Consider the following 24,454-nt stretch of genomic DNA (forward strand, 5'->3'; position numbering starts at 1 on the left):
AATACGATCAAATTTTATGCTGTATGGCATTTGTAATTTAAGTATTGCTCCTCTTAGAGCAACAACTTCTGACACATCAGAAATGGTGAGTCAGGTTTTGTTTGGTGAAACTTTTGAAGTTATTGAAAAGGAAAAAGAATGGAGTAAAATTCGTTTAACTTTTGACAACTATGAAGGCTTTATTGATAATAAACAATATACGAATATTACAGAAAATATCTTTTCAGAATTAAAATCTGAAAAACAATATATTTCTGGTGAGATTATTGATTTTATTACAAATGAGAAAAACGAATTAACAACAATTCCTTTAGGTGCTAACTTACCTTTTTACAACAACGGTAAACTACAAATTACACCACAAACTTATGTATACGAAGGCGCAGTATTATCAGAAAAGAAAACTAAAAGAGAGATTTCACAAATTGCTTTTACTTATTTAAACACTCCTTTTTTATGGGGAGGAAAAACGCCTTTTGGTATTGATTGTTCTGGCTTTACACAAATGGTATATAAACTTTGTGGGCATCGTCTTCTAAGAGACGCTAAAGAACAAGCGACACAAGGTGAAGTATTAAGTTTTATTGAAGAAAGTGAACCTGGTGATTTAGCTTTTTTTGATAATGAAGAAGGTGAAATTATACATGTTGGTATCATTTTAAATGATTATCACATTATACATTGTTATGGTAAGGTAAGAATTGATACCTTAGATCATAGTGGAATTTTTAATGCAGATATACAAAAACACACTCATAAATTAAGGATTATAAAAAAAATGATTTAGCAATACTCCTTAAATTAAAGGCATAAAAAAAAACCGAAACTTTATAAAGTTTCGGTTTTTTTTATACGATGTAAAAACTTATTCTTTAGTTCTCATTTCTTTATAAATTGGTCTTAAAGCATCTGCTTTTTCAGTCATTTCAAGAATATCATAAAGATTTAAAAGAGCTCTTACAGATTCTATAGATCTACCAAAACGATCGGCATTTTCTAAAGATGGTAAAGCTTTTCTATATAATGCTTTTTGTTTACCCTCTAACTCTGTATACTTCTTAAAGTTACTAAGATTTTCATTCATTTCATCAATAATAGCCTTTTCTTCGCTCATTAAAGCAACGTGTAAATTCATATAAGCATCAGCATACTCTGGGTTTAACTCTATTGCTTTCTTATAATAACCAATTGCTTCTTCTGTTTTATTTTCACCTGCATTTACTACACCTAAATTAAAAAATAAATTTGCGTTAGTAGGATCTAATTTTACAGCTTCTACCATAAGTTCTTCAAATTTATCCATTCTTTTTAGCTTGATGTACATATCAGCTTGATTTAAAAGTAAGTTTAAATTTTTTGGATCTGTTTTTCTAGCTTCTTCTAAAGCAGCAACTGCTAATTCGGGTTTTCCTTGACTAACATAAATATAACCTATGTTCTTAATAATATCTGCTTGCTTAGATTTTGACGATTTAACAGTTGGTTTAATATACTTACCAAACTTAACCATTGCATCTCTATTAGTTTTAGTACCTAAATCTTCTTCTTTACTTGTAGCCTTATTTACAGCAAAATATTGAGTAGTGATACCAGTATATTTAATTTCCTGCAATTCCTTATAATATTTCAAAGAAGCATCATAGTCTTTTGCTATCGATGCACTTATAGCTGCATTATATAAAAATGTAGTATCAGTAGGACTTAATTTATAGGTTAAATAAAAATTATTTGTTGCTTGTTTATAATTTTTCTCACCATATTGTGCAATTGCTTTTTGAGAAACAAATTGGATTAGCTCATTTAATTGAGGTTTAGCTAACTTTGTATACTTAAGCTTACCACTTGTTTTTTCATATTCAAATAACTTATCATATGCATCTGCAGCTTTTTCAACATTAGATTTACCATAAGCAGATCCTTTTAAATAGAAATACTTTGCTTTGTATTTAGGATCCATCGAATCTTCAGTAGCCTCTAAAGTAGTTATAGTAGCTTTTGCTTCTTTAAATAGACCTTTTTTAATAGCCTTTTCAACAGCTTTTAGTTCATTTTTTTGCGCAAAAGAAGCTATAGATAATAAGCCTACAGTTAACGCTAATATTTGATTTTTCATTTTACTAATTATTAATTTATTGTTATTCTTGATTATCATTTGAATCCTTATCAATTTCCGTGCCATTGTCTAAATCCTCAGCATTTTCTTCAACATTTTCTTCTTCAACAACTTCCTCTTCATGCATCACTTTAGCAACAGCAGCAATACTGTCAGAATCTTTAATATTTATTAAACGAACACCTTGTGTTGCACGCCCCATAACTCTTAAATCTTCAACAGCCATTCTAATAGTTAAACCAGATTTATTGATAATCATTAAATCGTTAGAATCATCTACATTCTTAATAGCTACCAAACCACCAGTTTTTTCAGAAATATTTAAAGTTTTAACTCCTTTACCTCCTCTATTAGTAACTCTATAGTCTTCTAATTTAGAACGTTTTCCATATCCTTTTTCTGAAACTACTAAGATGTTGCTTTCCATATCATTTACAGCAACCATACCAATAACTTCATCCTTGTCATGTTGAAGTGTAATACCTCTTACTCCAGAAGCAGTTCTTCCCATTGGGCGCGTTTTTGCTTCTTCGAAACGAATTGATTTACCAGATTTTAATGCTAACATTACTTGACTGTCTCCAGTTGTTAATTTAGCTTCTAATAATTCATCACCTTCCTTAATAGTAATTGCATTAATACCATTTGTTCTTGGACGAGAATATTGCTCTAAAGAAGTCTTTTTAACTTGACCTTTTTTAGTTGCCATAATTACGTAATGGCTATTAATATACTCTTCGTCTTTTAAATCTTGAGTTACTAAGAATGCTTTAACTTTATCATCTTGTTCAATGTTGATTAAGTTTTGCATTGCTCTACCTTTGGTATTTTTACCACCTTCAGGAATTTCATAAACACGCATCCAGAATACTTTACCTTTTTGAGTGAAGAACATCATATATTGGTGGTTTGTACCCACAAATAAATGCTCTAAGAAATCTTCATTTCTAGTAGTTGCACCTTTCTGACCTCTTCCTCCTCTATTCTGAACTTTATATTCTTCAAGATTTGTACGTTTTAGGTAACCAGCATTAGAAATAGTAACCACAACTTTCGTATCTGGTATCATATCTTCAATACTCATATCTCCACCCGCATACTCAATTACAGATCTACGGTCATCACCATATTTATCTCTAATATGAAGTAATTCTGCTTTTATAATTTCGTAACGTCTAGGTTCGTTAGCAAGAATATCTTTTAAATCGATAATTGTTAACATAATTGCATCAAACTCTGCACGTAATTTATCTTGCTCTAGTCCTGTTAATTGACGCAAACGCATTTCTACAATTGCTTTTGCTTGAATTTCACTTAAAGCAAAACGTTCAATTAAACTTTCTCTTGCTTCATCAGCATTATTAGAAGCTCTAATAATTTTTATTACTTCGTCAATATTATCAGATGCAATAATTAATCCTTCTAAAATATGAGCTCTTGCTTCCGCTTTCTTAAGATCAAATTCTGTTCTACGAACAATAACTTCATGTCTATGTTCAACAAAATAATGAATTAATTGCTTTAAGTTTAATTGCTCTGGTCTTCCTTTTACTAGTGCAATATTATTTACACTAAAAGAAGTTTGTAATTGTGTGTATTTAAATAATTTATTTAAAACAATATTAGGTATTGCATCACGTTTTAAAATATAAACGATACGCATTCCGTTTCTATCAGATTCATCTCTAATATTAGAAATACCTTCAATTTTCTTATCATTTACAAGTTCAGCAGTTTTTTTAATCATTTCTGCTTTGTTCACTTGGTAAGGAATCTCAGTAACAATGATACACTCACGTCCTTTAACTTCCTCAATAATGGCTTTTGCACGCATTACAATACGTCCACGACCTGTATGAAAAGCGTCCTTAACACCATCATAACCATAAATAATTCCTCCTGTAGGAAAATCTGGCGCTTTTATGTGTTGCATCAACTCATCAATCTCAATATCTCTGTTATCAATATAGGCCATTGTACCATTAATAACTTCTGTTAAGTTATGTGGTGCCATATTTGTAGCCATACCTACTGCAATACCAGAAGCTCCGTTTACTAATAAATTAGGAATACGAGTTGGTAAAACGGTTGGTTCTTGTAAAGTATCATCAAAATTTAAACGATGATCTACCGTTTCTTTTTCAATATCAGCTAACATATCTTCCGATATCTTTTGCATTCTAACCTCAGTATAACGCATTGCTGCTGGCGAATCTCCATCAACAGAACCAAAATTCCCTTGACCATCAACCATCATATAACGTACACTCCAGTGTTGTGCCATTCTAACCATTGAGTCGTAAACAGAAGTATCACCATGTGGGTGAAACTTACCTAAAACTTCCCCAACAATTCTTGCTGATTTTTTATAAGACCCAGTTGCTTTAATCCCTAACTCATGCATACCAAATAAGACCCTTCTATGAACGGGTTTTAAACCATCTCTTACATCTGGTAATGCTCTAGAAACAATTACTGACATCGAGTAATCGATGTACGCAGCTTTCATTTGCTCTTCAATGTTAATCGGAATTAACTTTTCTCCGTCTGCCATATATATATTTGATTAATTTTTAGTCATTTTTTAAAAACAAGGCAAGATACTATTTCTTATATTATTTACAAAGATTTTAACTACTGTAATTGAGTAGAGTTATCAACATTTTTTGATAATTTTTAACAGTTTTTTATTTGCCTCATTTACAAGAGTTTTCTACCTTAGTGTGTCTGTTAAACTGTCAATATTTTATCATTGGCATCTTTTTTGTAATAACCTACAAAAAAAAAGGACTAAATTTACAACACATCAATTTTAGACAGAAAAAAATATGGACGATAATTTTTCACCAAAGGTCAGAGATGTAATTACTTTCAGTAAAGAAGAAGCGCTGCGTTTAGGGCACGAATTTATTGGAACGGAACATCTTTTACTTGGCTTAATAAGAAAAGGAGAAGGAAAAGCAATAGAAATACTAACAGCATTTGATGTTGATTTAATTTTATTGCGTAAAAAATTAGAGCAACTAAATCCCGCGAATCCTACTTTTATAGAAAGCACAGACAAACCGAGTTTACGATTAACAAGACAAGCTGAAAAAGCCTTAAAAACAACTTTTTTAGAAGCAAAGTTATATCAAAGTGATTCCATTGATACTGCACACTTATTATTGTGCATTTTAAGAAATGAGAATGACCCAACTACAAAACTGATTCATAAATATCATGTAAATTACGATGAAGCAAAATCGCTTTATAAACAACTACATGTTGAAGAGGAAGAAGATGTAGATTTACCATCAAACCCAATTGCAGAAACACCTTCTGACGATGAGTTTCCTTCAGAAAAAACGAATCCTTTTGATCAACCTCAAAAAGGAAAAAACGTTAAAAAATCTAAAACTCCGGTGTTAGATAATTTTGGTAGAGATTTAACAGATTTAGCTATAAAAGGAAAATTAGACCCTGTTGTTGGTAGACAAAAAGAAATTGAAAGAGTTTCTCAAATTTTAAGTAGAAGAAAGAAAAATAACCCAATGTTAATTGGTGAACCTGGTGTTGGTAAATCTGCCATTGCAGAAGGTTTAGCTTTACGTATTATTGAAAGAAAAGTGTCAAGAATTTTATTTGACAAACGTATTGTTTCTTTAGATTTAGCTAGTTTAGTTGCAGGTACAAAATATCGTGGACAGTTTGAAGAACGCATGAAAGCCTTAATGAATGAGCTTGAAAAAAATGATGATATTATTTTATTCATAGACGAAATTCACACCATTGTTGGTGCTGGTGGAGCAACAGGTTCTTTAGATGCTTCAAACATGTTAAAACCTGCGCTTGCAAGAGGAGAAATACAATGTATTGGCGCAACTACGTTGGATGAGTTTAGAACTAATATAGAAAAAGATGGCGCTTTAGAACGTCGTTTTCAAAAGGTAATTATAGACCCAACTTCTGTAGAAGAAACGATACAAATTTTACACAATATAAAAAGTAAATACGAAGAACATCATCATGTAGATTATACAGATGATGCTATTGAAGCTTGTGTAAAATTAACGAACAGATATATGACCGATCGTTTTCTACCAGACAAAGCTATTGATGCTTTAGATGAGGCTGGTTCTAGAATTCATATCACAAATATTGTTGTTCCTCAACAAGTAATAGAATTAGAAACTCAGTTAGCAATTATTAAAGAGCGTAAAACAAAAGCTGTAAACGGTCAAAAATATGAAGAAGCTGCCAAATTGCGTGATGATGAAAAAAACATGGAATCTGCTTTAACTTCTGCTCAAAATCAGTGGGAAGAAGATTCTAAATTAAATAGAGAAATTGTAACAGAAGATAATGTTGCTGAAGTAGTTTCTATGATGACAGGGATTCCTGTAAACAGAGTTGCTGAAGCAGAAACAAATAGATTACACGAATTACCACAACTAATTAAAGGAAAAGTAGTTGGGCAAGATGAAGCCGTAACCAAGGTTGTAAAAGCAATTCAACGTAATAGAGTTGGTTTAAAAGACCCAAACAAACCAATTGGTTCTTTTATTTTCTTAGGACAAACTGGTGTTGGTAAAACACAATTGGCAAAAGTTTTAGCACGTGAATTATTCGATTCTGACGATTCTTTAATTAGAATTGACATGAGTGAATACATGGAAAAATTCGCTATTTCTCGTTTAATTGGAGCACCTCCAGGTTATGTTGGTTATGAAGAAGGTGGACAATTAACAGAAAAAGTTAGAAGAAAACCTTATTCAGTTATCTTATTAGATGAAATTGAAAAAGCACATCCAGATGTGTTTAATATGTTATTACAAATTTTAGATGACGGACATATTACTGACAGTTTAGGTAGAAAAATCGATTTTAGAAACACCATAATAATTATGACCTCTAATATTGGAGCTCGTCAATTAAAAGACTTTGGTGGTGGTGTAGGTTTTGGTACTTCCTCTAAAAAAGAACAAGCAGATGCACATGCAAAATCTGTAATTGAAGGTGCTTTAAAGAAATCTTTTGCTCCTGAGTTTTTAAATAGAATTGATGATGTAATTGTGTTTAATGCTTTAGAAAGAGAAGATATTCATAAAATTATAGATATTGAGCTAGATAAGTTATTACAAAGAATATCAGATTTAGGTTATACTTTAAACTTAAGCGAAAAAGCAAAAGATTATATAGCAGACAAAGGTTTTGATAAAAAGTACGGTGCAAGACCACTTAAAAGAGCAATACAGAAATACATTGAAGATGCCTTGGCAGAAGAAATTGTAAATTCTAAACTCTATGAAGGTGACACTATAAATATGGATTTAGATGAGAAAGAAAACAAGCTCACTATTAAAATAAAAAAAGGTAAAAAGAAACCCGAAACAAGAACAGAGCCTGAAACAGAAACTGAATAAATAAAAATCCCAAACGAAAGTTTGGGATTTTTTGTATAACAAAAACAATAGTTTTTACAAGTTGATTTAATGAAACCAAAAACCTAACTTAGCTACATATCTATTATTGCTCAACAAAAGCAATTCTTAAACTAATAAAATGGCGCAAAATAACATGAATATCGCAGTACTTATAGATGGAGACAATATACCTTCAGCTCACGTAAAAGAAATGATGGAGGAAATTGCAAAATATGGCAACCCAACTATTAAAAGAATCTATGGAGACTGGACGAGTCCACATTTGTCTAAATGGAAAAACTTATTGCTCCAAAACGCAATTACTCCAATTCAGCAATACGCATATACTACAGGTAAAAACGCGACAGATTCAGCAATGATTATTGATGCAATGGATATTCTTTATTCTGAAAAAGTAGATGGCTTTTGCTTGGTTTCTAGCGATAGTGATTTTACAAAACTAGCGACTAGATTAAGAGAAGCTGGTAAACAAGTTATAGGCATTGGAGAGAAAAAAACTCCAAACCCTTTTATTGTTGCTTGTGATAAATTTATTTATATCGAAATTATTAGAAAGCAAACTGAAAGGAAAGAAAATGTTCATCAAAAAGATACAGAAAAAGACAGTGTAGATAAAATAACATCAAAAGTTATCAAACTAATTTCCACAACTATTTCAGATTTATCAGACGAAGATGGTTGGGCGTTTTTAGGAGATGTTGGAAGTTTACTACAAAAGAAACAACCTAATTTTGACTCAAGAAATTATGGTTTCGACAAACTGACTCCATTAATTAAATCTACTGGTAAATTTGAATTAGACAAAAGAGAAACCTCTAAAAGCAGACATAAATTAGTCTATGTAAAAAACAAATAAAAACAAGAACTTTCTTTTTAAGCCCTACTTTAATTAAGCTCTTACTAAAACACTTTTAATTTTTAGTACAAAATCTGCAATTGTATAAGGTTTAGAAATTACATCAGAAAAACCTAGCTCTAAATACCTTTCAATATCTTCATTAGAAGTATTTGCTGTTAATGCTAAAAAAGGAGTATTAGCGTTATATTTTATGAACATATTTTTTTGCTTCATTAACTCTTCACCAGTCATATTTGGCATGTTAATATCTAACAAAATAACATCAAAATTTTCTTCCTGTATTTTAGAAAGTGCCTCTAAACCATCATTTACAAGGGTAACATTTGCTTTTTCCTTATTTAAAATATGTGAAACTATTGTTTGATTTAAAATATCATCATCAGCAACTAAAACCTTTTTATTTTTTAAATCAATATTTTTTTCTTGAAGTATTTCTTTAGCTACAAATTGTCCTATTTTAACCGTTTTAGAAAAAGGTATTTCAACAAAAAATGAGGTCCCAGCATTTAGTTCACTTTCAACAGAAATGATTCCATTCATTGCGTTAACCAAACGACTTACGATTGCTAATCCTAAACCTGCGCCACCATGAATTCTATTATCATTCAATTCATTTTGCTGATATTCTTCAAATATTTTTAAACCTTGCTCCTTAGACATCCCTCTACCAGTATCAGTAACTTCAAAAATAAGTTTTAGGTCATTTTTAGTTTCAGAAAGTACATTTACAAGTGCAGTAACAGTTCCTTTATCTGTAAATTTTATAGCATTATTAATTAAATTAGCTAATATCTGTTGCATTCTTACAGCATCTCCTAAAATAAATTCTGGGATTTGTTTAGAAATTGAAAAAACAAGACTTACATCTTCATTTGTATTTAAATGCTGAAAATCATTTTCGCAATTTTGTACAATTTCTTTGACGGAAATTTCTTCGGAAACGAGTTCTAATTTACCGGCTTCAATTCGAGATAAATCTAAAATATCATCAACAATAACTTTTAAATTTTTTCCTGCGGATGATAAGTTTTTTATGTATTTTATGACTTGATCATTTAGTGTTTCTGATGAAATCATTTCAGCATATCCAAGAATTGAATTCAAAGGATTTCTAATTTCATGACTCATCATTGCTAAAAAACGTGATTTTTCTTTATTTGCTTTATCAGCAATCTTTCTCAGTTTATCTAGCTCTATATTTTTCTCAGCAATTTCTCTTTTGATAAAGAAAATATCGTTTCTATTTTGATTAAGCTGGTCTACATATTTATAGACACTTGTTCTGTTATGAATCAAGATTTCAATAACATCATCTTTCTTAAAAAGCTCTAAATCTATATTGTATTCTTTAGATTCAGACTCAATAACCATTCCTTCTAAAAGGAAAGATTCATTTAAAGTTAAAGCCTCTAGAGTTCCTTCTAAAAAAGGACAAGAATCGTAGATAGATTCTTGAATAGTAAATTCTGTTTTGGTAAATTTCCCTGCAACAATGTTTGTAATAACTCCTGAATAATCAGTAGTTAATTGGATAAAAACATCTTCTATTTTTGCAGGTATCAATAAGTCTTATTTTAAAGCTTGGGTTGTTAATTGCATAAAAGCATCTGCTACATTTTCATCATCTTTCGCACTGGTAATCAAATCAATATCAATAGAAATTTTCTGTAAAACATTTTCTAATTCTTCTTCAGAAAGTAAATCTTTTTTATTACCAACAATCGTAATATTCTTTAAACCAGAAAGTTCTTTAACCATCTTAAGATTTTCATCAATAGTTAAATAGGTTTCTTCTCTGCTTAAATCAAAAACAAACATTGCTGCACTAGATCCTAAAAAGTAGGCTTTGGGTATTTTTTCGCTACCACTTGTACCAGCAACATCCCAAATCATTAATTTAATAGTTTCATTTTTATACTCAACTACTTTCTTACTTACTCTAACACCAATTGTACTAATGTAATCTTCAGAAAATTCGTTTAAAACGAATCTTCTAATTAATGAAGTTTTACCAACACCAAAATTACCAACAAGTAGTACTTTTTTTGCAATCATAAAATATAATGATTATTCCTTTTCGATTAATTCTTTAAGTATCAGCTCATTTAAACGCTCTTCTTCAGACAAATAAGAACGATCTCTTAAAATGGTTTCTGATAAATTACTTATATTCTCTGACAATTCTTCCTTTAATTCTTCTGTTAATACCCCAGAAGTTGCAATGGCAATATAAATGGTTTTATAGTTTCTGATGGATAACTGAAAAGTTTCAAATTTAATACTCTCTAAATCTTGTCCTTCTTTAGAAAAAGCATCTTCTGCAAAAGATTTAATAGCAGTTAACATACCAGAAATCATATCTTTATCTGCAATACTACCTCTAGAGTAACTACCAGAAAGTATACCAGAATCTTTCTCTATAATAAAAACTTCTTCTACAACAAACTCAAAAACTTCTTCTAAAACAATACCTGAATCATTTCTTTTTCCTTTAAAATATCTTTTAAGAATTTCTTTAAAAGAGAATTTTTCTTTGATCGTTTTATTAATACTATCAGACAATTTGGTAATTTCTGCCACAATAAATTTCTTAACCATTTTACCCATAATTGGGTACAAGGCTTCTACAACTTCGTCTTGAGAGTCTCTAATTTGAATTTTAATAGTTTCTGTAATTGTATCCCCAAAATATTCTGGAAAATTTTCACGAAGGTCTAAGATTTTCTCATCTATAAGAGGATTAACACTTTTAGATAATTTTTCTCTTATAATAATTTCTTGACTAAGTGAATCAAACTTTTCTCTATCTTCAGCTAATAAAAGATCTCTGAGCAACTCAAAACGATTGTCTTTATTGTTATCTGCAGGTGTTTTTTTCATCTATTCTTGCAACATCAATGCAATTTTCTCTAAAGCTTTACCAAGTTTTTTTCTATCTGTTTTTTCATCATCTAAATCAGCCAATTTTTTATCTAAATCATCATTTAAGTCTTGAAACTTATGATCCATCAAACTTTCTAAATCAGCTAATTTGTTTTCAATATTTGTAACAGATTCTGATAAATTTTTATTCGTTTGATCTTTAAGTGTTTTAATTTGATCGTAAACATCAGCAAACTCAGTACTATATTGCACCATATTTTCACCGAAAATCAATTCCCTTACGGCTGCAATTCTATCTACCTCTTTTTGACTTTCAACTACAGGTTGTTTTTTTTCTGAATTTTTTTCCATTTATACTAAAAGTTGGTTATTATAAGTAATTGTTATGTTGTTTAGAAGTACTTAAAAATTAAGCACTTCTAACAAATATACATTAAAATCTAGTTTATAAAAATCTAAACGGTAATTTTTAGGCCATCAAAAGCTAAAAAAACGTTATTTGGCAGTGTTTTAGATACAGCTTCATGAAAACCTAACATATGACTTATATGTGTAAAATAGGCTTTTTTAGGCTTAATTTCTGCTACAAAATCTAAAGCTTCCTGCAGATTAAAATGTGTAGGATGTTCGGCTATTCTTAACGCGTTTACAACTAAAACATCTAAGTTTTCTAGTTTTCGTTTTTCTTCATCAGAAATCGATTTTACATCTGTTAAATAAGCAAAATCAGCAAATCTATAAGCTGTAATAGGAATGTTTCCATGTATAACTTCTATTGGCGTAACTTCTAAATCATCAACAATAAAAGGAGTTTTACCTATCACTTTTGGTAAAACACTTGGCGCTCCTGGATACCTATTTTCTAACTTAAAAATATATTCAAATCGCTTTTCTAGACTTAGTAAAGTTCTCTGATTTAAATAAATAGGCATCTCTCCTATTTTATAACAAAAAGCTCTTAAATCGTCTAACCCTCCAATATGATCTGCATGTTCATGTGTAAAAAAAACACCATTTAAAGAGTGCACATTTTCTCTTAATATTTGTTGTCTAAAGTCTAAACTACAATCTACCGTGTAAGAAACATCATCCCAGGAAATTAAAATAGACGACCTTAATCTCTTATCTTTTAAGTCTTTAGACAAGCAAACTGGATCATCATTTGCTATCATAGGAATTCCTTGAGAAGTACCTGTTCCTAAAAAGGTAATATTAAGTTGTTTCTTGGTAAAGTTCATTAGAACAAAAATAACATAAAAATTGACTGATAGCAGTCTATTTTAGTACATTTGTTTAAACGTTAAACAGTAATACATGGCAATTTCTTTAAAAGGAGACAAAATAATTAGTAATGTACCTACAACTAAAAATAAGGCGCTAAGAATTAATTTAAACACAGATATTTACGGAACTTTTGCCGAAATTGGAGCAGGACAAGAAACTGCTCGTAATTTCTTTAGATCTGGTGCTGCTTCTGGAACCATTGCAAAAGCAATGAGTGCTTATGATAAAGATTTTTCTGATGCAATTTATGGTACCGAAGAAGATAATCGCTATGTAACACAACCACGTTTGAAAAAAATGTTAGGTCATGAAATTGACTTAATGGAAGACCGTTTAAGCAGACAAAAACATCCTGATAAATTATTTTTTAGTTATGCAAATACGGTAACAACTATCGATTTTGCTAAAAAATTTAAAGGTCATGGTTGGGTTGGTATTCGTTTTCAACTAGATCCTTTAGAGGATTATAATGAAATTGTTTTACACTTACGTTTTAAAGAAACAGATGCTCGTTTACAACAAGAAACCTTAGGTATTTTAGGTGTAAATTTAATTTACGGTGCATTTTATTTAAATGATAATCCTAAAGATTTAGTAAAATCTTTTTATGATAATCTAAATAATGACCAGTTAGAAATTGATATGATAAATTTCTCTGGACCTCGTTTTATGTATGTAGACAATCGTTTAATGAGCTTACAATTGCTTAAAAACGGTATGACAAATGCAGTAATGTTTGGACCTGATGGAAACAACCTTTTACCTGCACAAGTCCTTTATAAGAAAAATATTCTTACGCTTCGTGGTAGCTTTAGACCTGTTACTATGGTAAATATGGACATGTTTGAAAAATCTAAACAACTCTTTTTAGCAGAAAAAAAAGTTGAAGAGCATAAAACTAAAGTCATATTTGAAATTACATTAAGTAACCTTACATCTGAAGGAAAAATTAATGAAAGAGATTTTCTAGATAGAGCAGAATTATTATGTTCTCTTGGTCAAAATGTAATGATTACTAACTTTCAACAGTATTTTAAATTAGTTGAATACTTTAGTGAATTTACTAAAGAGAGAATGGCATTAGCAATGGGTGCACAAAACCTTGTACAAATCTTTGACGAAAAATATTATCGTAATTTAAGTGGAGGAATTTTAGAAGCTTTTGGAAAATTATTCTACAAAGACTTAAAAGTATATATGTATCCTTCTCACGACCCTGTTACAGGAGAGTATATTACTAGTGACAACCTAATAGTTCACCCAAGAATGAAAGAATTATACAAATTCTTTAAACACAATGGTAAACTTGTAGATATTGATGTAACTAATAAAGAAATTCTTGATATCTTTTCTAGAACTGTCTTAAAAATGATCGTTAAAGGAGAAGAAGGTTGGGAAGAAATGCTGCCAGAAGGAATTTCTGAAATAATTAAGCAAAAAAGGCTTTTTGGTTACTCAAGACCAAGAATAAAAAATAAACGTTAAACCTTTTTACATTTATTGAGTCTAAAATTCATAAACTATATAGTTGACAGATGAAACTCTTTTAATAGAACAATTAAAAAATGTTCAGACTAAAGAAAAAGCGTTCAGAGAATTAATAACACTCTATAAAGAACGCCTGTATTGGCATATTCGTAAAATTGTGATATCTCATGATGATACAGATGATGTGCTACAAAACACATTTATCAAGATTTTTAAAAACATTGATAAATTTAATCAAGAAAGCAAGTTGTTTTCTTGGATGTACAGAATTGCAACAAATGAATCTATTACTTTTATCAATAAAAGAGCAAAACAACGAAATGTAGATATTACAGATTATCAGCAAGAATTAGCTTCTACTTTAGCTAGTGACGATTTTTTTACTGGTGATGAAATTCAACTTATTTTACAAAAAGCAATTGCTACTTTGCCACAAAAACAGCAACTCGTTTTTAACATGAAATACTTTGAGGAATTAAAATACAATGAAATGTCTGAGATTTTAGAAACATCCGTCGGAGCATTGAAAGCCTCTTATTTTCATGCAGTTAAAAAAATTGAACAGTATATAAAAAACAGAACAAATTAAACCTTTCAATAAAAAAAAGGTCTAAATAGTATCATGGAAAACAAAATTAAAAATAGCGAAGAGTATTTAAGCTCAATTTTAGGAAAGAAAAGTGGTTTTTCTATTCCTAAAAACTATTTTAGCACAACTGAAGATGCTATTGAAGCTAAATTAGCTGAAGAAACGTTTACAAAAGAAAAAGGATTTACGATTCCTGATTCTTATTTTAAAGAATTAGAAAATGATATTTTAGCGAAAGTTACATCAACAAAAAAAGAAACAAAAGTTATTTCTTTTAAAGAAAGAGTTTTAAAATTTATTCCTATTGCTGCTGCTGCCTCTGTTATTCTATTTATTGGACTAAATTCTTTTGTTTTTAATAAAACGGAAGAACTAACGTTAGATTCTCTATCTGACGTTGACATTGAATATTGGTTAGACTCAAATACCTTAAATACAAATGATGTTACTCTTATTTTACAAGATGATGTTTTAGATGATGATGATTTTTATTTTGCTACATTAGAAGATGAAAACATTGAAGACTACATCAACTCTATTGATAACAGTTCTATTTTAGAAGAATTAAATTAAAACTAAGATTATGAAAAAACTAATAACCTTTATATGTATTATCATTTTTTGTACTCTTTCTATTTCTGCTCAAGAAAAAAAAGGAAGTAGAGGAAAAATTAAGGCTCTTAAAATCTCTTACATAACAGAACAGTTAAGCTTAACTTCTGAAGAAGCTCAAAAATTTTGGCCTATTTATAATAATCATGAGAATAATACGAATAAGTATATTAGAGAAAAGATTGGTGAAATTAAAAAAGAGATCTCTAAAGCTGAAAGCATAGATGCTTTAAATGAAGATAGAGCTAAAGTTCTTTACAATATGATAAGATCTTTAGAGAAAAAAAAATACGAAGACAGTAAAATATATATATCTAAATTAGAAAAAATAATATCATTTAAAAAGATATTAAAACTACATATTGCAGAGAGAGAATTTGGTAGAAAACTAATGAGAAAGTACAAACATAAAAGAGGAAATTAAAAAAACTAAAGACAATAAAAAAAGGAAGCTAAAGTGCTTCCTTTTTTTTTATTGTTTAATTAACGCCATGTAAGGATATAATTCTGGTTTATTAGAAGTAAATTGTTTTAACCAAATTGTTAGCTCATCTATTTCATAAGGTAACAATCTACTCAAAGCCTTTTCTACTTCTTTACAAAACAAATCTGAATTAAAACTCACCTTTTTTAGTACCGTTTTAGTGTACTCAAACATTGCTCTAGCCATTTTTTATTATTAAATTCTACAATATAGAACGAATACTAAATCGTTTTAGTATGTTCATTCAAATTTAATAAAAAAAAACCATCATTTATAAAATGATGGTCTTAAATTTTGCTTAAAAATTTGTTAAGATTATAAAGTATTAATCTTTTCTACTAAACCTTTAGCTTTTTCTTCTAATTCAACATTAATCGCTTTAAAGTGAGCTTTCTTATTTTCAACTTTTTTATCGTTTACTTTAGAAACTAAAGTATCAAAAGTTGAGATAGCTTCATCAATAATAGCATCACCTTTTTCTGGTGCGTTTTTTAAGATTGAAACATCTAATGCATATTCGATAACATCACCTAAAACGTAATTGATATCTTTTTTTAAGTTTTTTATACTTGCCATAACTTATTATAAATTTTAATGTTGCAAAACTAATTCAATTTATCTAATTCTAACTGAAATTTCTTAAAAAACTGCCCAATATGATATCCATCTACTAAAGCGTGGTTAACATTTACTGAAACTGGCATTAAAATTTTGTCTTTTTCTTCTTTTAATCCTCCGAAAGCTAGTTGTGGTACGCTATGATCTTTATTACCAGAATTTGGTTCTTTATGACTTGTAAAAGAGATCCAAGGTAATGCAGAACAATGAATGCATCCTAAAGAGTATATTTGAGGAAATAAATTGGTCGAATTTTGAATTCTTTCCTTCTCTTTTCGAAAATTTTCATTAAAAACAGTAAAATCTTCAGAAAAGTTGATAAAAGAAAAACCATAGGTAGTATCTTCTCTTGCAATCGTTGCTGATGCATTAATTACATCATAAATAGCAATTTTATTATCTTCAATTCTATATCTAAAATTTTCAATAGCATTTATTGCTTTCATACAAGAATGCAAGTATTTTACAAAAAAAGAAGCGTCTGTTTTTTTAGCTAAATTATAAGCAATCGTTACATCAACATCTACAACAACAGCAAAAGAAGGATCAGACAAAGTTCTAAAGTGCTGATACAATTCCTTTCTATTCCAAGAATCAATGTCTAAATATTTTTTCATCAGAAATTTAAAATATCCTTTATATTATTTACGGTTTTGTAATCTGATTGCGATTTTTCTTCTTCTGTTACTTCTTCATGAATCCAAGTAGTGTGAAAAGGAACATGTATTGCAGAAGCACCTATTTCTATTAATGGTAAAACATCAGATTTTAAAGAATTTCCAATCATTAAAAGTTCTGACGGATGAATATCTAAGTGTTTAATCAACTTCAGATAATCTTTCTCCTTTTTATCACTCATCACTTCTATATGATGAAAGTAAGATAACAAATTAGATTTCTCTAATTTTCGTTCTTGATCTAATAAATCTCCTTTTGTAGCAACAATCAATTTATATTTTCCTTCTAAGGATTGTAACACCTCTTCTACTCCATCCAACAATTCTATTGGCTCGTCTAACATTTGTTTACCAATATTTAGAATAGCTTCAATTGTCTTTTGATTTACTTGGTAATTAGACAATTCTAAAGCACACTCTACCATGGATAAAATAAAACCTTTTACGCCATAACCATACAATTTTAAGTTCTTTACTTCTGTCTTAAATATCTCTTGATCAATTTTATTTTCGGTTTCGTACTTTGCTAATAACTTTGCAAATTGATGTTCTGCATCTCTAAAATAAGTTTCATTTACCCATAAAGTATCATCAGCATCAAAAGCTATTACCTTTATATTTTCACTTATTTTATTCATTTTTTATGATTTTAAAAATTGAATTGCTTTTTCTAAATCTTCTGGAGTATCAATACCTACAGCTTCAACATCAGTTTCTACCATTTTAATTTTCTTACCAATTTCTTGATATCGAATTGCTTCAATTTTTTCGGCAGCTTCTAAAGGCGTCATTGGTGTTTTATAAAAATCTAACAACGCTTGTTTTCTAAACGCATACACTCCTTTGTGCTTATAGTATTTTACATTTACATCTTTATCTCTATGAAACGGAATTACACTTCTAGAAAAGTAAATTGCTAAATTATCTACATCTGTTATAACTTTAACGTTATTAGGATTTTCAATATCTTCTTTATTGGTAATTTGTACTTTTAAAGAAGCTAAATCAATTTCTTTTTTAGTGTCTTTTTTAAAGACATCAATTAATTTAGTTAATGAAACTTCATCAATAAAAGGTTCATCACCTTGTACATTAATTACAATATCTGCTTCTATATTCTCTACAGCCTCTGCAATTCTATCCGAACCACATTCGTGTGCTGTTTTACTCATTATTGCTTTTCCACCTAAGTTATCTATCGTTTTAAAAATAACATCAGAATCTGTTACGATATAAACATCATCAAACAAATTTGTATGTAATGCTGCTTCGTAAGTTCTTAAAATAACAGGTTTCCCTCCTAAATCTTTCATTAACTTTCCAGGAAAACGAGATGCACTATAACGTGCAGGAATCATGGCAATTATTTTCATAAATTATATTTAATAAGTACTTGTAAAAGTTATTATTCTCCAGAATAACGTACAAAGTTTCTTCGTGTTTCGTATAAAGTTACTTCTATTTCTAAATGTGCTGGAATATGAGGTCTCAATTTATCATAAATAACAATTGAGATATTCTCTGCAGTTGGATTTAAATCTTTAAACTCAGCTACTTCAATATTTAAGTTTTTATGATCTAAAGGATCTTCAACTTCTTTTTTTATCAACTCTCTTAAAATACCTAAATCGTACACAAAACCAGTTACTGGATCTACTTCACCAAACAAAGCAACAATCATTTCATAATTATGGCCATGATAATTTGGGTTGCTACATTTACCAAAAACCTCTAAATTTTTCTCATCAGACCATTTTGGATTAAATAACCTGTGAGCTGCATTAAAATGTGCTCTTCTATAAACTTTTACTTTAGGCATTTGTTAATTTTTCAAAAGATTTATCAAATATAATCTTAAACCAGGCAGTATATTCTTGTGGATTCTTTTCCATGTCATTCTTAACATCAATTAAAGTCATCCATTTATATGATTCTACTTCTTCTTTATTAATCTTTGGCACATCTTCATAAGAGCCAACCATAACATGATCTAATTCGTGTTCTGTTAAGCCGTTATCAAAAGGTGCTTTGTAAATAAACGAAAAAACTTCCTTTATTTCGGTAACAAACCCCATTTCTTCTTGTAATCTTCTTTTACCAGCTTCTAAATTAGTTTCTCCATCTCTTTGATGAGAACAGCAAGTATTTGTCCATAATAAAGGTGAATGGTATTTACTTGCAGCTCTTTGTTGCAACATTAATTCTCCTTTTTTATTAAAAATGAATACAGAAAAAGCTCTATGTAAAAGTGCTTTCTCATGCGCTTCCATTTTTTCCATCAATCCAATAGGATTGTCTTTTTCATCTACTAAAACAACTTGTTCTTCCATAATTACAAAAATAGTAAAATCAAAGAGTAATAAATCATAAAATATTTAGAAACCTATAAGACTTTTCTATTCTTTTATTGTGATGCTATATATTTGTAACTTACTTAACTGTATTTCATTCATGAAAATTTTTCGAATATTATTTTTACTTGCAGTATTTATCACCTTTTATCAATGCAAAGAGAAAAAGGAAAATAAGGTGATAAAACCTACGATTGAAAAGAAAAAGGAGTCTAAAATTAAAATAGAAGCTGTAAAAGAAAAGGAAATAGTAAAAACTTGGGATAGTTTAAACAGACATAATACGGAAGCTTTTTTGACTGAATTTGGCAAACAGAATCCAGAAACATTAGTGCTTATTAAAACCGATTTTGGTAATATAAAAATCCGTTTATACGAAGACGTTCCTATTCATAGAGCTAATTTTATTTTTTTAACTAAGATTAAATATTTTAATACAACCGTTTTTTACAGAGTTGCAAAAAACTTTGTAATTCAAGGTGGTAATTCTGATGAAATGTACACTCAAAAAGAACGTAACAAATACGGAAACTATCTTCTAAAACCTGAATTTAGAAAAAATAGAAGACATAAATACGGAGCTTTAGCTGCTGCTAGAGAATGGAAACGAAATCCAAATAAATTATCTAGTCCTTTTGAGTTTTATATGGTTCAGAAAAAAAGTGGCGCTTATCATTTAGATAATGAACATACTGTTTTTGGGGAAGTAATTTCTGGTTTTGATACGATGACAAAAATCTCTAAAGTAAGAGTTGGTGAAGATGAATGGCCTATTGATGATGTAAAAATGACGATCGAAATTTTAGATTGATATTTCTCTTAGTAAAACCTATCTTTGCACCTCAAATTTTGTAGATGACTTTTTTAGAAGAAATAGCACGTAGAAGAACCTTTGGTATTATATCGCATCCAGATGCTGGTAAAACCACTTTAACAGAGAAATTATTACTGTTTGGTGGCGCAATTCAGGAAGCTGGAGCTGTAAAAAATAATAAGATTAAAAAGGGTGCAACTTCCGATTTTATGGAAATTGAACGTCAGCGTGGAATTTCTGTTGCTACTTCTGTTTTGGCTTTTATTTATCAAGACAAAAAGATAAACATTTTAGATACACCAGGTCACAAGGATTTTGCTGAAGACACCTTTAGAACTTTAACTGCTGTAGATAGTGTTATTGTTGTAATTGATGTCGCAAAAGGTGTAGAACCTCAAACCGAAAAACTGGTTGAAGTTTGTAGAATGAGAAGCATACCAATGTTGGTTTTTATCAATAAATTGGATAGAGAAGGTAAAGATGCTTTTGATTTATTAGATGAAGTTGAACAAAAATTAGGTTTACGCGTTACACCTATGAGTTTCCCTATTGGAATGGGATATGACTTTAAAGGAATTTACAATATTTGGGAAAAGAAATTAAATCTTTTTTCTGGTGATAATAAAACAACCATTTCTGATGGTGTTCAGTTTGATGATTTATCAAACCCTGAATTAGACAAAATAGTTGGTAAAACTGCTGCTGATACTTTACGTGAAGAAATAGAATTGATCGATGAAGTGTATCCTGAATTTAATAGAGATGAATACCTGAGCGGTTCGCTCCAACCTGTATTTTTTGGTTCTGCTTTAAATAACTTTGGAGTAAAAGAATTGTTAGATGCATTTATTGAAATTGCTCCTTCTCCTCAACCTAAAAAGGCTGAAGAGCGTTTAGTAGATTCAAAGGAAACGAAATTAACTGGTTTTGTGTTTAAAATTCATGCAAATATGGATCCTAAACACAGAGATAGATTGGCTTTTATCAAAATTGTTTCAGGTACTTTTAAAAGAAACGCTCCTTATTTACATGTTAGAAACGGTAAAAAAGTAAAGTTCTCTAGTCCGAATGCTTTTTTTGCTGAAAAGAAAGAAATTGTAGACGAATCATTTCCTGGAGATATTGTTGGTATACACGATACTGGTAACTTTAAAATTGGTGATACTTTAACTGAAGGCGAACAATTGAATTTTAAAGGAATTCCGAGTTTCTCACCAGAACATTTTAGATATGTAAACAATGCAGATCCAATGAAATCTAAACAACTTTATAAAGGTTTAGACCAATTAATGGATGAGGGTGTTGCGCAATTATTTACGTTAGACATGAATGGTCGTAAAATAATTGGTACTGTTGGTGCTTTACAATATGAAGTTATTCAATACAGATTAGAGCATGAATATGGTGCAAAATGTTCTTATGAAAATTTAAATGTTCATAAAGCATGTTGGGTAGAGCCAGAAGACATTAAAAACGATGAGTTTAAAGAATTTAAACGCGTTAAACAACGTTATTTAGCAAAAGACAAACAAGGTCAGTTAGTGTTTTTAGCCGATTCTGAGTTTACAATACAAATGACTCAAAGTAAATACCCTACAGTAAAATTACATTTTACAAGTGAGTTTAAAAACTAGTCATTATGAAAAAGTTTTTTTTAGTACTTTTTACATTTTTAGGATTACATAGTTTTTCTCAAACTTATAATCTTTCAGATTTTGAACCTAAAGAAATGCATAATAGCATTCGTTTAAGTTATGTTTTAATTCATCAACCAGTTAATCAAGTGAGTTATGGCTTAGATCCAACTATGGGGTTTGTTGGTTTCAACTATAACATTCCTATTAATGATTGGTTGTATACAGGAGCAGGTTTTCACGGTGCAATTACAGGAGATCAAGGAGGATTATTTACTTTAGGTGTTAATTTAGGTGTTAATTTACCTATTTATAAAAATTTATATTTTGATGCGAACGTTCATTTTGGTGGCGGAGGTGGTTATAGAAGTCTTGTGAACGGTGGTGGAATTATAATTCCAAATATAGGTTTACAATTTAAGAAAAAAGGATATTCCTTTGGAGTTCAATATACTTATGTAAACTTTTTTACTGGGATACAAAAAAATGATAATGTTTCCGTTTTTGTAGAAATACCTACTCTATTAAGGACTTCTTCTTATGCGGATGCTCAAAAGACCTTTATCGTTAATAACAAATCTAAAGATAAATTTTGGAAAAAGCCTGCTGTAAAAAGTGTACAACAAATTACATTTGATTACTTTTTTCCTTTTGGAAATTCTAGAACTGATGCAAGTACTACTCCAAGCTACAAACAAATAGAACACACATTATCTGTTTTAGGTTTCGAATATCAACGTTATTTAAATAAAAATACTTTTATCTATGCACATGTAGATGCAATGTACAGCGGTTTAACAGCTGGTTTTATGGATGTATTTTTTGGAGCAGGAAAAAACTTTATAGAAACAAAGCACGTAAACTTCTTTGGTAAATTTGGTATTGGAGCTGCTGGTGGTAGAATTTTTCCTGAAGGAGGCTTGGCAATATACCCAAGTGCAGGATTTGATGTAAAACTAACGAAACAATTTGGTTTAAGTACACATGCTGGTTACCATAAATCAGTTGGAGGAATAGCTAGTTTCGAAGCTATAACTGCTGGTTTTAGTTTAAAATATTATGGCTTAAGTGGCGGTACTTCTCATCCTTTTACAGATGAAAAAGTTACAAAAATTAAAACTCAAGGAATTCAAATTTCTGCTCAAAATCAAACTTATTTTGATGTTGCAAAATTTGGAATCCCTGCAAGTGACCTGCAATTAATTGCTTTAAAAGTAAATTATGATTTAAATAAAAGATTTTACATAGCCGGTGAAGCTTCTTTTGCCTACGAAGGAAAATCTGGAGGTTATGCTCATGGAATTTTTGGCTTAGGAATTAAATCTAATAAATTTGCAAACGACAAATTATCATTATTTGCAGAAGCTGCTGCAGGAGTTGCTGGTGGAGGAAGAGTAGATTCTGGTGAAGGTATTTTAGTAAGACCAACTGTAGGAATCAATTATCATGTAAATGACGATTTTTCTTTTAATATTGCAGGTGGACAAATGTGGTCTCCATATGGAAATGTAAATTCATCAAACATAAACATAGGTTTATCTTATGGTTTATCAATTTTAAATGCAAAAAAATAATTTTCACTGAACTTGTTTCAGTAAATAATAAATATAACAACGATTAAATAAGAATACAATGAATAACGGAATCTACGCAAAATTCACTACATCAAAAGGTGATATTTTAGTACAATTAGAACAAGAAAAAGCTCCTGGAACTGTTGGAAACTTTATTGCTTTAGCAGAAGGAAATTTAGAAAACTCTGTAAAAGACCAAGGGACTCCATATTATAATGGATTAAAATTCCACAGAGTAATTCCAGATTTTATGATTCAAGGTGGTTGCCCACAAGGAACAGGAACAGGAAACCCAGGTTATAAATTTGATGATGAATTTCATCCAGATTTAAAACATGATGCACCAGGAAAATTAGCAATGGCTAACTCTGGTCCAGCTACAAACGGAAGTCAGTTTTATATTACGCACGTTCCTACTCCATGGTTAGATGGTAAACATACTGTTTTTGGTTCTGTAATTGAAGGACAAGATATCGTAGATGCTATTGCTCAAGGTGATGAATTAACAGCTGTAGAAATTATTAAAGTTGGTGCAGAAGCAGAAGCTTTTAACGCGGTTGAATCTTTTAGAACTTTTGAAGGTTCTAGAGAAAAACGTGAAGCTAGTGAAATAGCAAAACAAAAAGCTTTATTAGATACTGTTGCTGCTGGTTATGATGAAACTGCAAGCGGATTACGTTACCAAATTTTACAAAAAGGTGATGGAAAAAAAGCGACAAAAGGAGCTGGAGTTTCTGTACATTATAAAGGTCAGTTATTAGATGGTACCGTATTTGATTCTTCTTATAAGAGAAAAGAGCCAATCGATTTTAATGTTGGTGTTGGTCAAGTAATTGCTGGTTGGGATGAAGGAATTTTATTATTACAAGTTGGTGATAAAGCTCGTTTTGTAATACCTTCTAATTTAGCATATGGTTCTGCTGGTGCAGGAGGAGTAATTCCACCTGATGCTACTTTAATCTTTGATGTTGAATTAATGGCAGTAAAGTAAAAATATCATTCCTAGTTTTTACAAGGAATTTTAATACTATATATTTTTATAAGAATA

25 protein-coding genes are annotated in these 24,454 nt (G+C 29.8%); 11 read left to right on the top strand and 14 right to left on the bottom strand.

Going from position 1 to position 24,454, the window contains the following annotated elements; translation table 11 throughout:
* The first annotated feature begins 16 nt into the window (after nucleotides 1–16).
* Nucleotides 17–787 carry a C40 family peptidase gene (locus BTO07_RS04935; protein WP_087520172.1) on the top strand — a complete coding sequence of 257 codons (771 nt, stop codon included), beginning with the start codon at nucleotides 17–19 and terminating at the stop codon, nucleotides 785–787.
* Between the two features lie 78 nt (nucleotides 788–865).
* On the opposite strand, the gene BTO07_RS04940 is transcribed toward BTO07_RS04935, so the two are convergent.
* Together BTO07_RS04940 and gyrA are read right to left on the bottom strand one after the other, a co-directional pair.
* Nucleotides 866–2,113 (bottom strand): tetratricopeptide repeat protein, encoded by a 1,248-nt coding sequence (locus tag BTO07_RS04940; protein WP_087522556.1) that lies wholly within the window; start codon nucleotides 2,111–2,113, stop codon nucleotides 866–868.
* Nucleotides 2,114–2,135: 22 nt separating this feature from the next.
* Nucleotides 2,136–4,667 (bottom strand): DNA gyrase subunit A, encoded by a 2,532-nt coding sequence (gene gyrA, locus BTO07_RS04945; protein ID WP_087520173.1) that lies wholly within the window; start codon nucleotides 4,665–4,667, stop codon nucleotides 2,136–2,138.
* Between the two features lie 274 nt (nucleotides 4,668–4,941).
* Here gyrA and BTO07_RS04950 point away from each other — a divergent pair, with 274 nt between their 5' ends.
* Together BTO07_RS04950 and BTO07_RS04955 are read left to right on the top strand one after the other, a co-directional pair.
* Nucleotides 4,942–7,518 carry an ATP-dependent Clp protease ATP-binding subunit gene (locus tag BTO07_RS04950; RefSeq protein WP_087520174.1) on the top strand — a complete coding sequence of 859 codons (2,577 nt, stop codon included), beginning with the start codon at nucleotides 4,942–4,944 and terminating at the stop codon, nucleotides 7,516–7,518.
* A gap of 139 nt (nucleotides 7,519–7,657) precedes the next feature.
* Entirely contained in the window at nucleotides 7,658–8,395 is a 738-nt protein-coding gene (locus BTO07_RS04955) for an NYN domain-containing protein (protein WP_087520175.1), read from the top strand.
* A 33-nt stretch (nucleotides 8,396–8,428) separates the two neighbouring features.
* Here BTO07_RS04955 and BTO07_RS04960 read toward each other — a convergent pair whose 3' ends face one another.
* The 5 genes from BTO07_RS04960 to BTO07_RS04980 form a co-directional block, all read right to left on the bottom strand.
* The gene (locus BTO07_RS04960; RefSeq protein WP_087520176.1) at nucleotides 8,429–9,961 is read right to left on the bottom strand and encodes an ATP-binding response regulator; all 1,533 of its coding nucleotides are present in this window, start codon (nucleotides 9,959–9,961) and stop codon (nucleotides 8,429–8,431) included.
* Between the two features lie 6 nt (nucleotides 9,962–9,967).
* Nucleotides 9,968–10,453, bottom strand: coding sequence for a Rab family GTPase (locus BTO07_RS04965; protein WP_087520177.1), 486 nt, complete (start codon nucleotides 10,451–10,453; stop codon nucleotides 9,968–9,970).
* 12 nt (nucleotides 10,454–10,465) lie between these two features.
* Nucleotides 10,466–11,278, bottom strand: coding sequence for a hypothetical protein (locus tag BTO07_RS04970; RefSeq protein WP_087520178.1), 813 nt, complete (start codon nucleotides 11,276–11,278; stop codon nucleotides 10,466–10,468).
* On the bottom strand, nucleotides 11,279–11,632 hold the full coding sequence (locus BTO07_RS04975) for a hypothetical protein (protein WP_087520179.1): 354 nt from the start codon (nucleotides 11,630–11,632) through the stop codon (nucleotides 11,279–11,281).
* A 104-nt stretch (nucleotides 11,633–11,736) separates the two neighbouring features.
* Nucleotides 11,737–12,519 carry an MBL fold metallo-hydrolase gene (locus BTO07_RS04980; protein ID WP_087520180.1) on the bottom strand — a complete coding sequence of 261 codons (783 nt, stop codon included), beginning with the start codon at nucleotides 12,517–12,519 and terminating at the stop codon, nucleotides 11,737–11,739.
* A gap of 76 nt (nucleotides 12,520–12,595) precedes the next feature.
* On the opposite strand from BTO07_RS04980, the gene BTO07_RS04985 reads away from it, so the two are divergent.
* The 4 genes from BTO07_RS04985 to BTO07_RS05000 are packed head-to-tail and all read left to right on the top strand — an operon-like array spanning nucleotide 12,596 to nucleotide 15,678.
* Complete coding sequence (locus tag BTO07_RS04985; RefSeq protein WP_087520181.1) at nucleotides 12,596–14,050, top strand: nicotinate-nucleotide adenylyltransferase; 1,455 nt, start codon at nucleotides 12,596–12,598, stop codon at nucleotides 14,048–14,050.
* 43 nt (nucleotides 14,051–14,093) lie between these two features.
* Complete coding sequence (locus BTO07_RS04990) at nucleotides 14,094–14,642, top strand: RNA polymerase sigma factor (RefSeq protein WP_087520182.1); 549 nt, start codon at nucleotides 14,094–14,096, stop codon at nucleotides 14,640–14,642.
* Between the two features lie 33 nt (nucleotides 14,643–14,675).
* Nucleotides 14,676–15,215, top strand: a complete 540-nt coding sequence (locus tag BTO07_RS04995; protein WP_087520183.1) for a hypothetical protein — start codon at nucleotides 14,676–14,678, stop codon at nucleotides 15,213–15,215.
* A 10-nt stretch (nucleotides 15,216–15,225) separates the two neighbouring features.
* Nucleotides 15,226–15,678 (top strand): hypothetical protein, encoded by a 453-nt coding sequence (locus BTO07_RS05000; RefSeq protein WP_087520184.1) that lies wholly within the window; start codon nucleotides 15,226–15,228, stop codon nucleotides 15,676–15,678.
* A 48-nt stretch (nucleotides 15,679–15,726) separates the two neighbouring features.
* Here the strand turns inward: BTO07_RS05000 and BTO07_RS05005 are convergent, their stop codons facing one another.
* The 7 genes from BTO07_RS05005 to idi form a co-directional block, all read right to left on the bottom strand.
* Nucleotides 15,727–15,924: a hypothetical protein gene (locus BTO07_RS05005; protein ID WP_087520185.1), complete on the bottom strand. Its 198-nt coding sequence runs from the start codon at nucleotides 15,922–15,924 to the stop codon at nucleotides 15,727–15,729.
* Nucleotides 15,925–16,053: 129 nt separating this feature from the next.
* Nucleotides 16,054–16,314, bottom strand: a complete 261-nt coding sequence (locus BTO07_RS05010) for a hypothetical protein (protein WP_087520186.1) — start codon at nucleotides 16,312–16,314, stop codon at nucleotides 16,054–16,056.
* A gap of 29 nt (nucleotides 16,315–16,343) precedes the next feature.
* On the bottom strand, nucleotides 16,344–16,973 hold the full coding sequence (locus BTO07_RS05015) for a CatA-like O-acetyltransferase (protein WP_087520187.1): 630 nt from the start codon (nucleotides 16,971–16,973) through the stop codon (nucleotides 16,344–16,346).
* Nucleotides 16,973–17,671, bottom strand: a complete 699-nt coding sequence (locus BTO07_RS05020) for an HAD family hydrolase (RefSeq protein ID WP_198342512.1) — start codon at nucleotides 17,669–17,671, stop codon at nucleotides 16,973–16,975. Before BTO07_RS05020 ends, BTO07_RS05015 begins: the two co-directional genes overlap by 1 nt.
* Nucleotides 17,672–17,674: 3 nt before the next feature.
* Complete coding sequence (gene kdsB, locus BTO07_RS05025) at nucleotides 17,675–18,406, bottom strand: 3-deoxy-manno-octulosonate cytidylyltransferase (protein ID WP_087520188.1); 732 nt, start codon at nucleotides 18,404–18,406, stop codon at nucleotides 17,675–17,677.
* A gap of 32 nt (nucleotides 18,407–18,438) precedes the next feature.
* Nucleotides 18,439–18,852 carry a 6-pyruvoyl trahydropterin synthase family protein gene (locus BTO07_RS05030; protein ID WP_087520189.1) on the bottom strand — a complete coding sequence of 138 codons (414 nt, stop codon included), beginning with the start codon at nucleotides 18,850–18,852 and terminating at the stop codon, nucleotides 18,439–18,441.
* Complete coding sequence (gene idi, locus BTO07_RS05035; RefSeq protein ID WP_087520190.1) at nucleotides 18,845–19,363, bottom strand: isopentenyl-diphosphate Delta-isomerase; 519 nt, start codon at nucleotides 19,361–19,363, stop codon at nucleotides 18,845–18,847. Before idi ends, BTO07_RS05030 begins: the two co-directional genes overlap by 8 nt.
* Nucleotides 19,364–19,562: 199 nt before the next feature.
* On the opposite strand from idi, the gene BTO07_RS05040 reads away from it, so the two are divergent.
* Genes BTO07_RS05040 through BTO07_RS05055 form a run of 4 tightly spaced genes read left to right on the top strand, consistent with a single transcriptional unit; the run spans nucleotide 19,563 to nucleotide 24,397 of the window.
* Nucleotides 19,563–20,195, top strand: a complete 633-nt coding sequence (locus BTO07_RS05040) for a peptidylprolyl isomerase (protein ID WP_232457087.1) — start codon at nucleotides 19,563–19,565, stop codon at nucleotides 20,193–20,195.
* A gap of 44 nt (nucleotides 20,196–20,239) precedes the next feature.
* Nucleotides 20,240–21,832 (top strand): peptide chain release factor 3, encoded by a 1,593-nt coding sequence (locus BTO07_RS05045; protein WP_087520192.1) that lies wholly within the window; start codon nucleotides 20,240–20,242, stop codon nucleotides 21,830–21,832.
* A 5-nt stretch (nucleotides 21,833–21,837) separates the two neighbouring features.
* Nucleotides 21,838–23,406, top strand: coding sequence for a hypothetical protein (locus BTO07_RS05050; RefSeq protein WP_087520193.1), 1,569 nt, complete (start codon nucleotides 21,838–21,840; stop codon nucleotides 23,404–23,406).
* A gap of 58 nt (nucleotides 23,407–23,464) precedes the next feature.
* Nucleotides 23,465–24,397: a peptidylprolyl isomerase gene (locus BTO07_RS05055; protein WP_087520194.1), complete on the top strand. Its 933-nt coding sequence runs from the start codon at nucleotides 23,465–23,467 to the stop codon at nucleotides 24,395–24,397.
* Nucleotides 24,398–24,454 lie beyond the last annotated feature (57 nt).

It is taken from the genome of Polaribacter sp. SA4-12 (assembly GCF_002163675.1).
GTDB lineage: Bacteria > Bacteroidota > Bacteroidia > Flavobacteriales > Flavobacteriaceae > Polaribacter.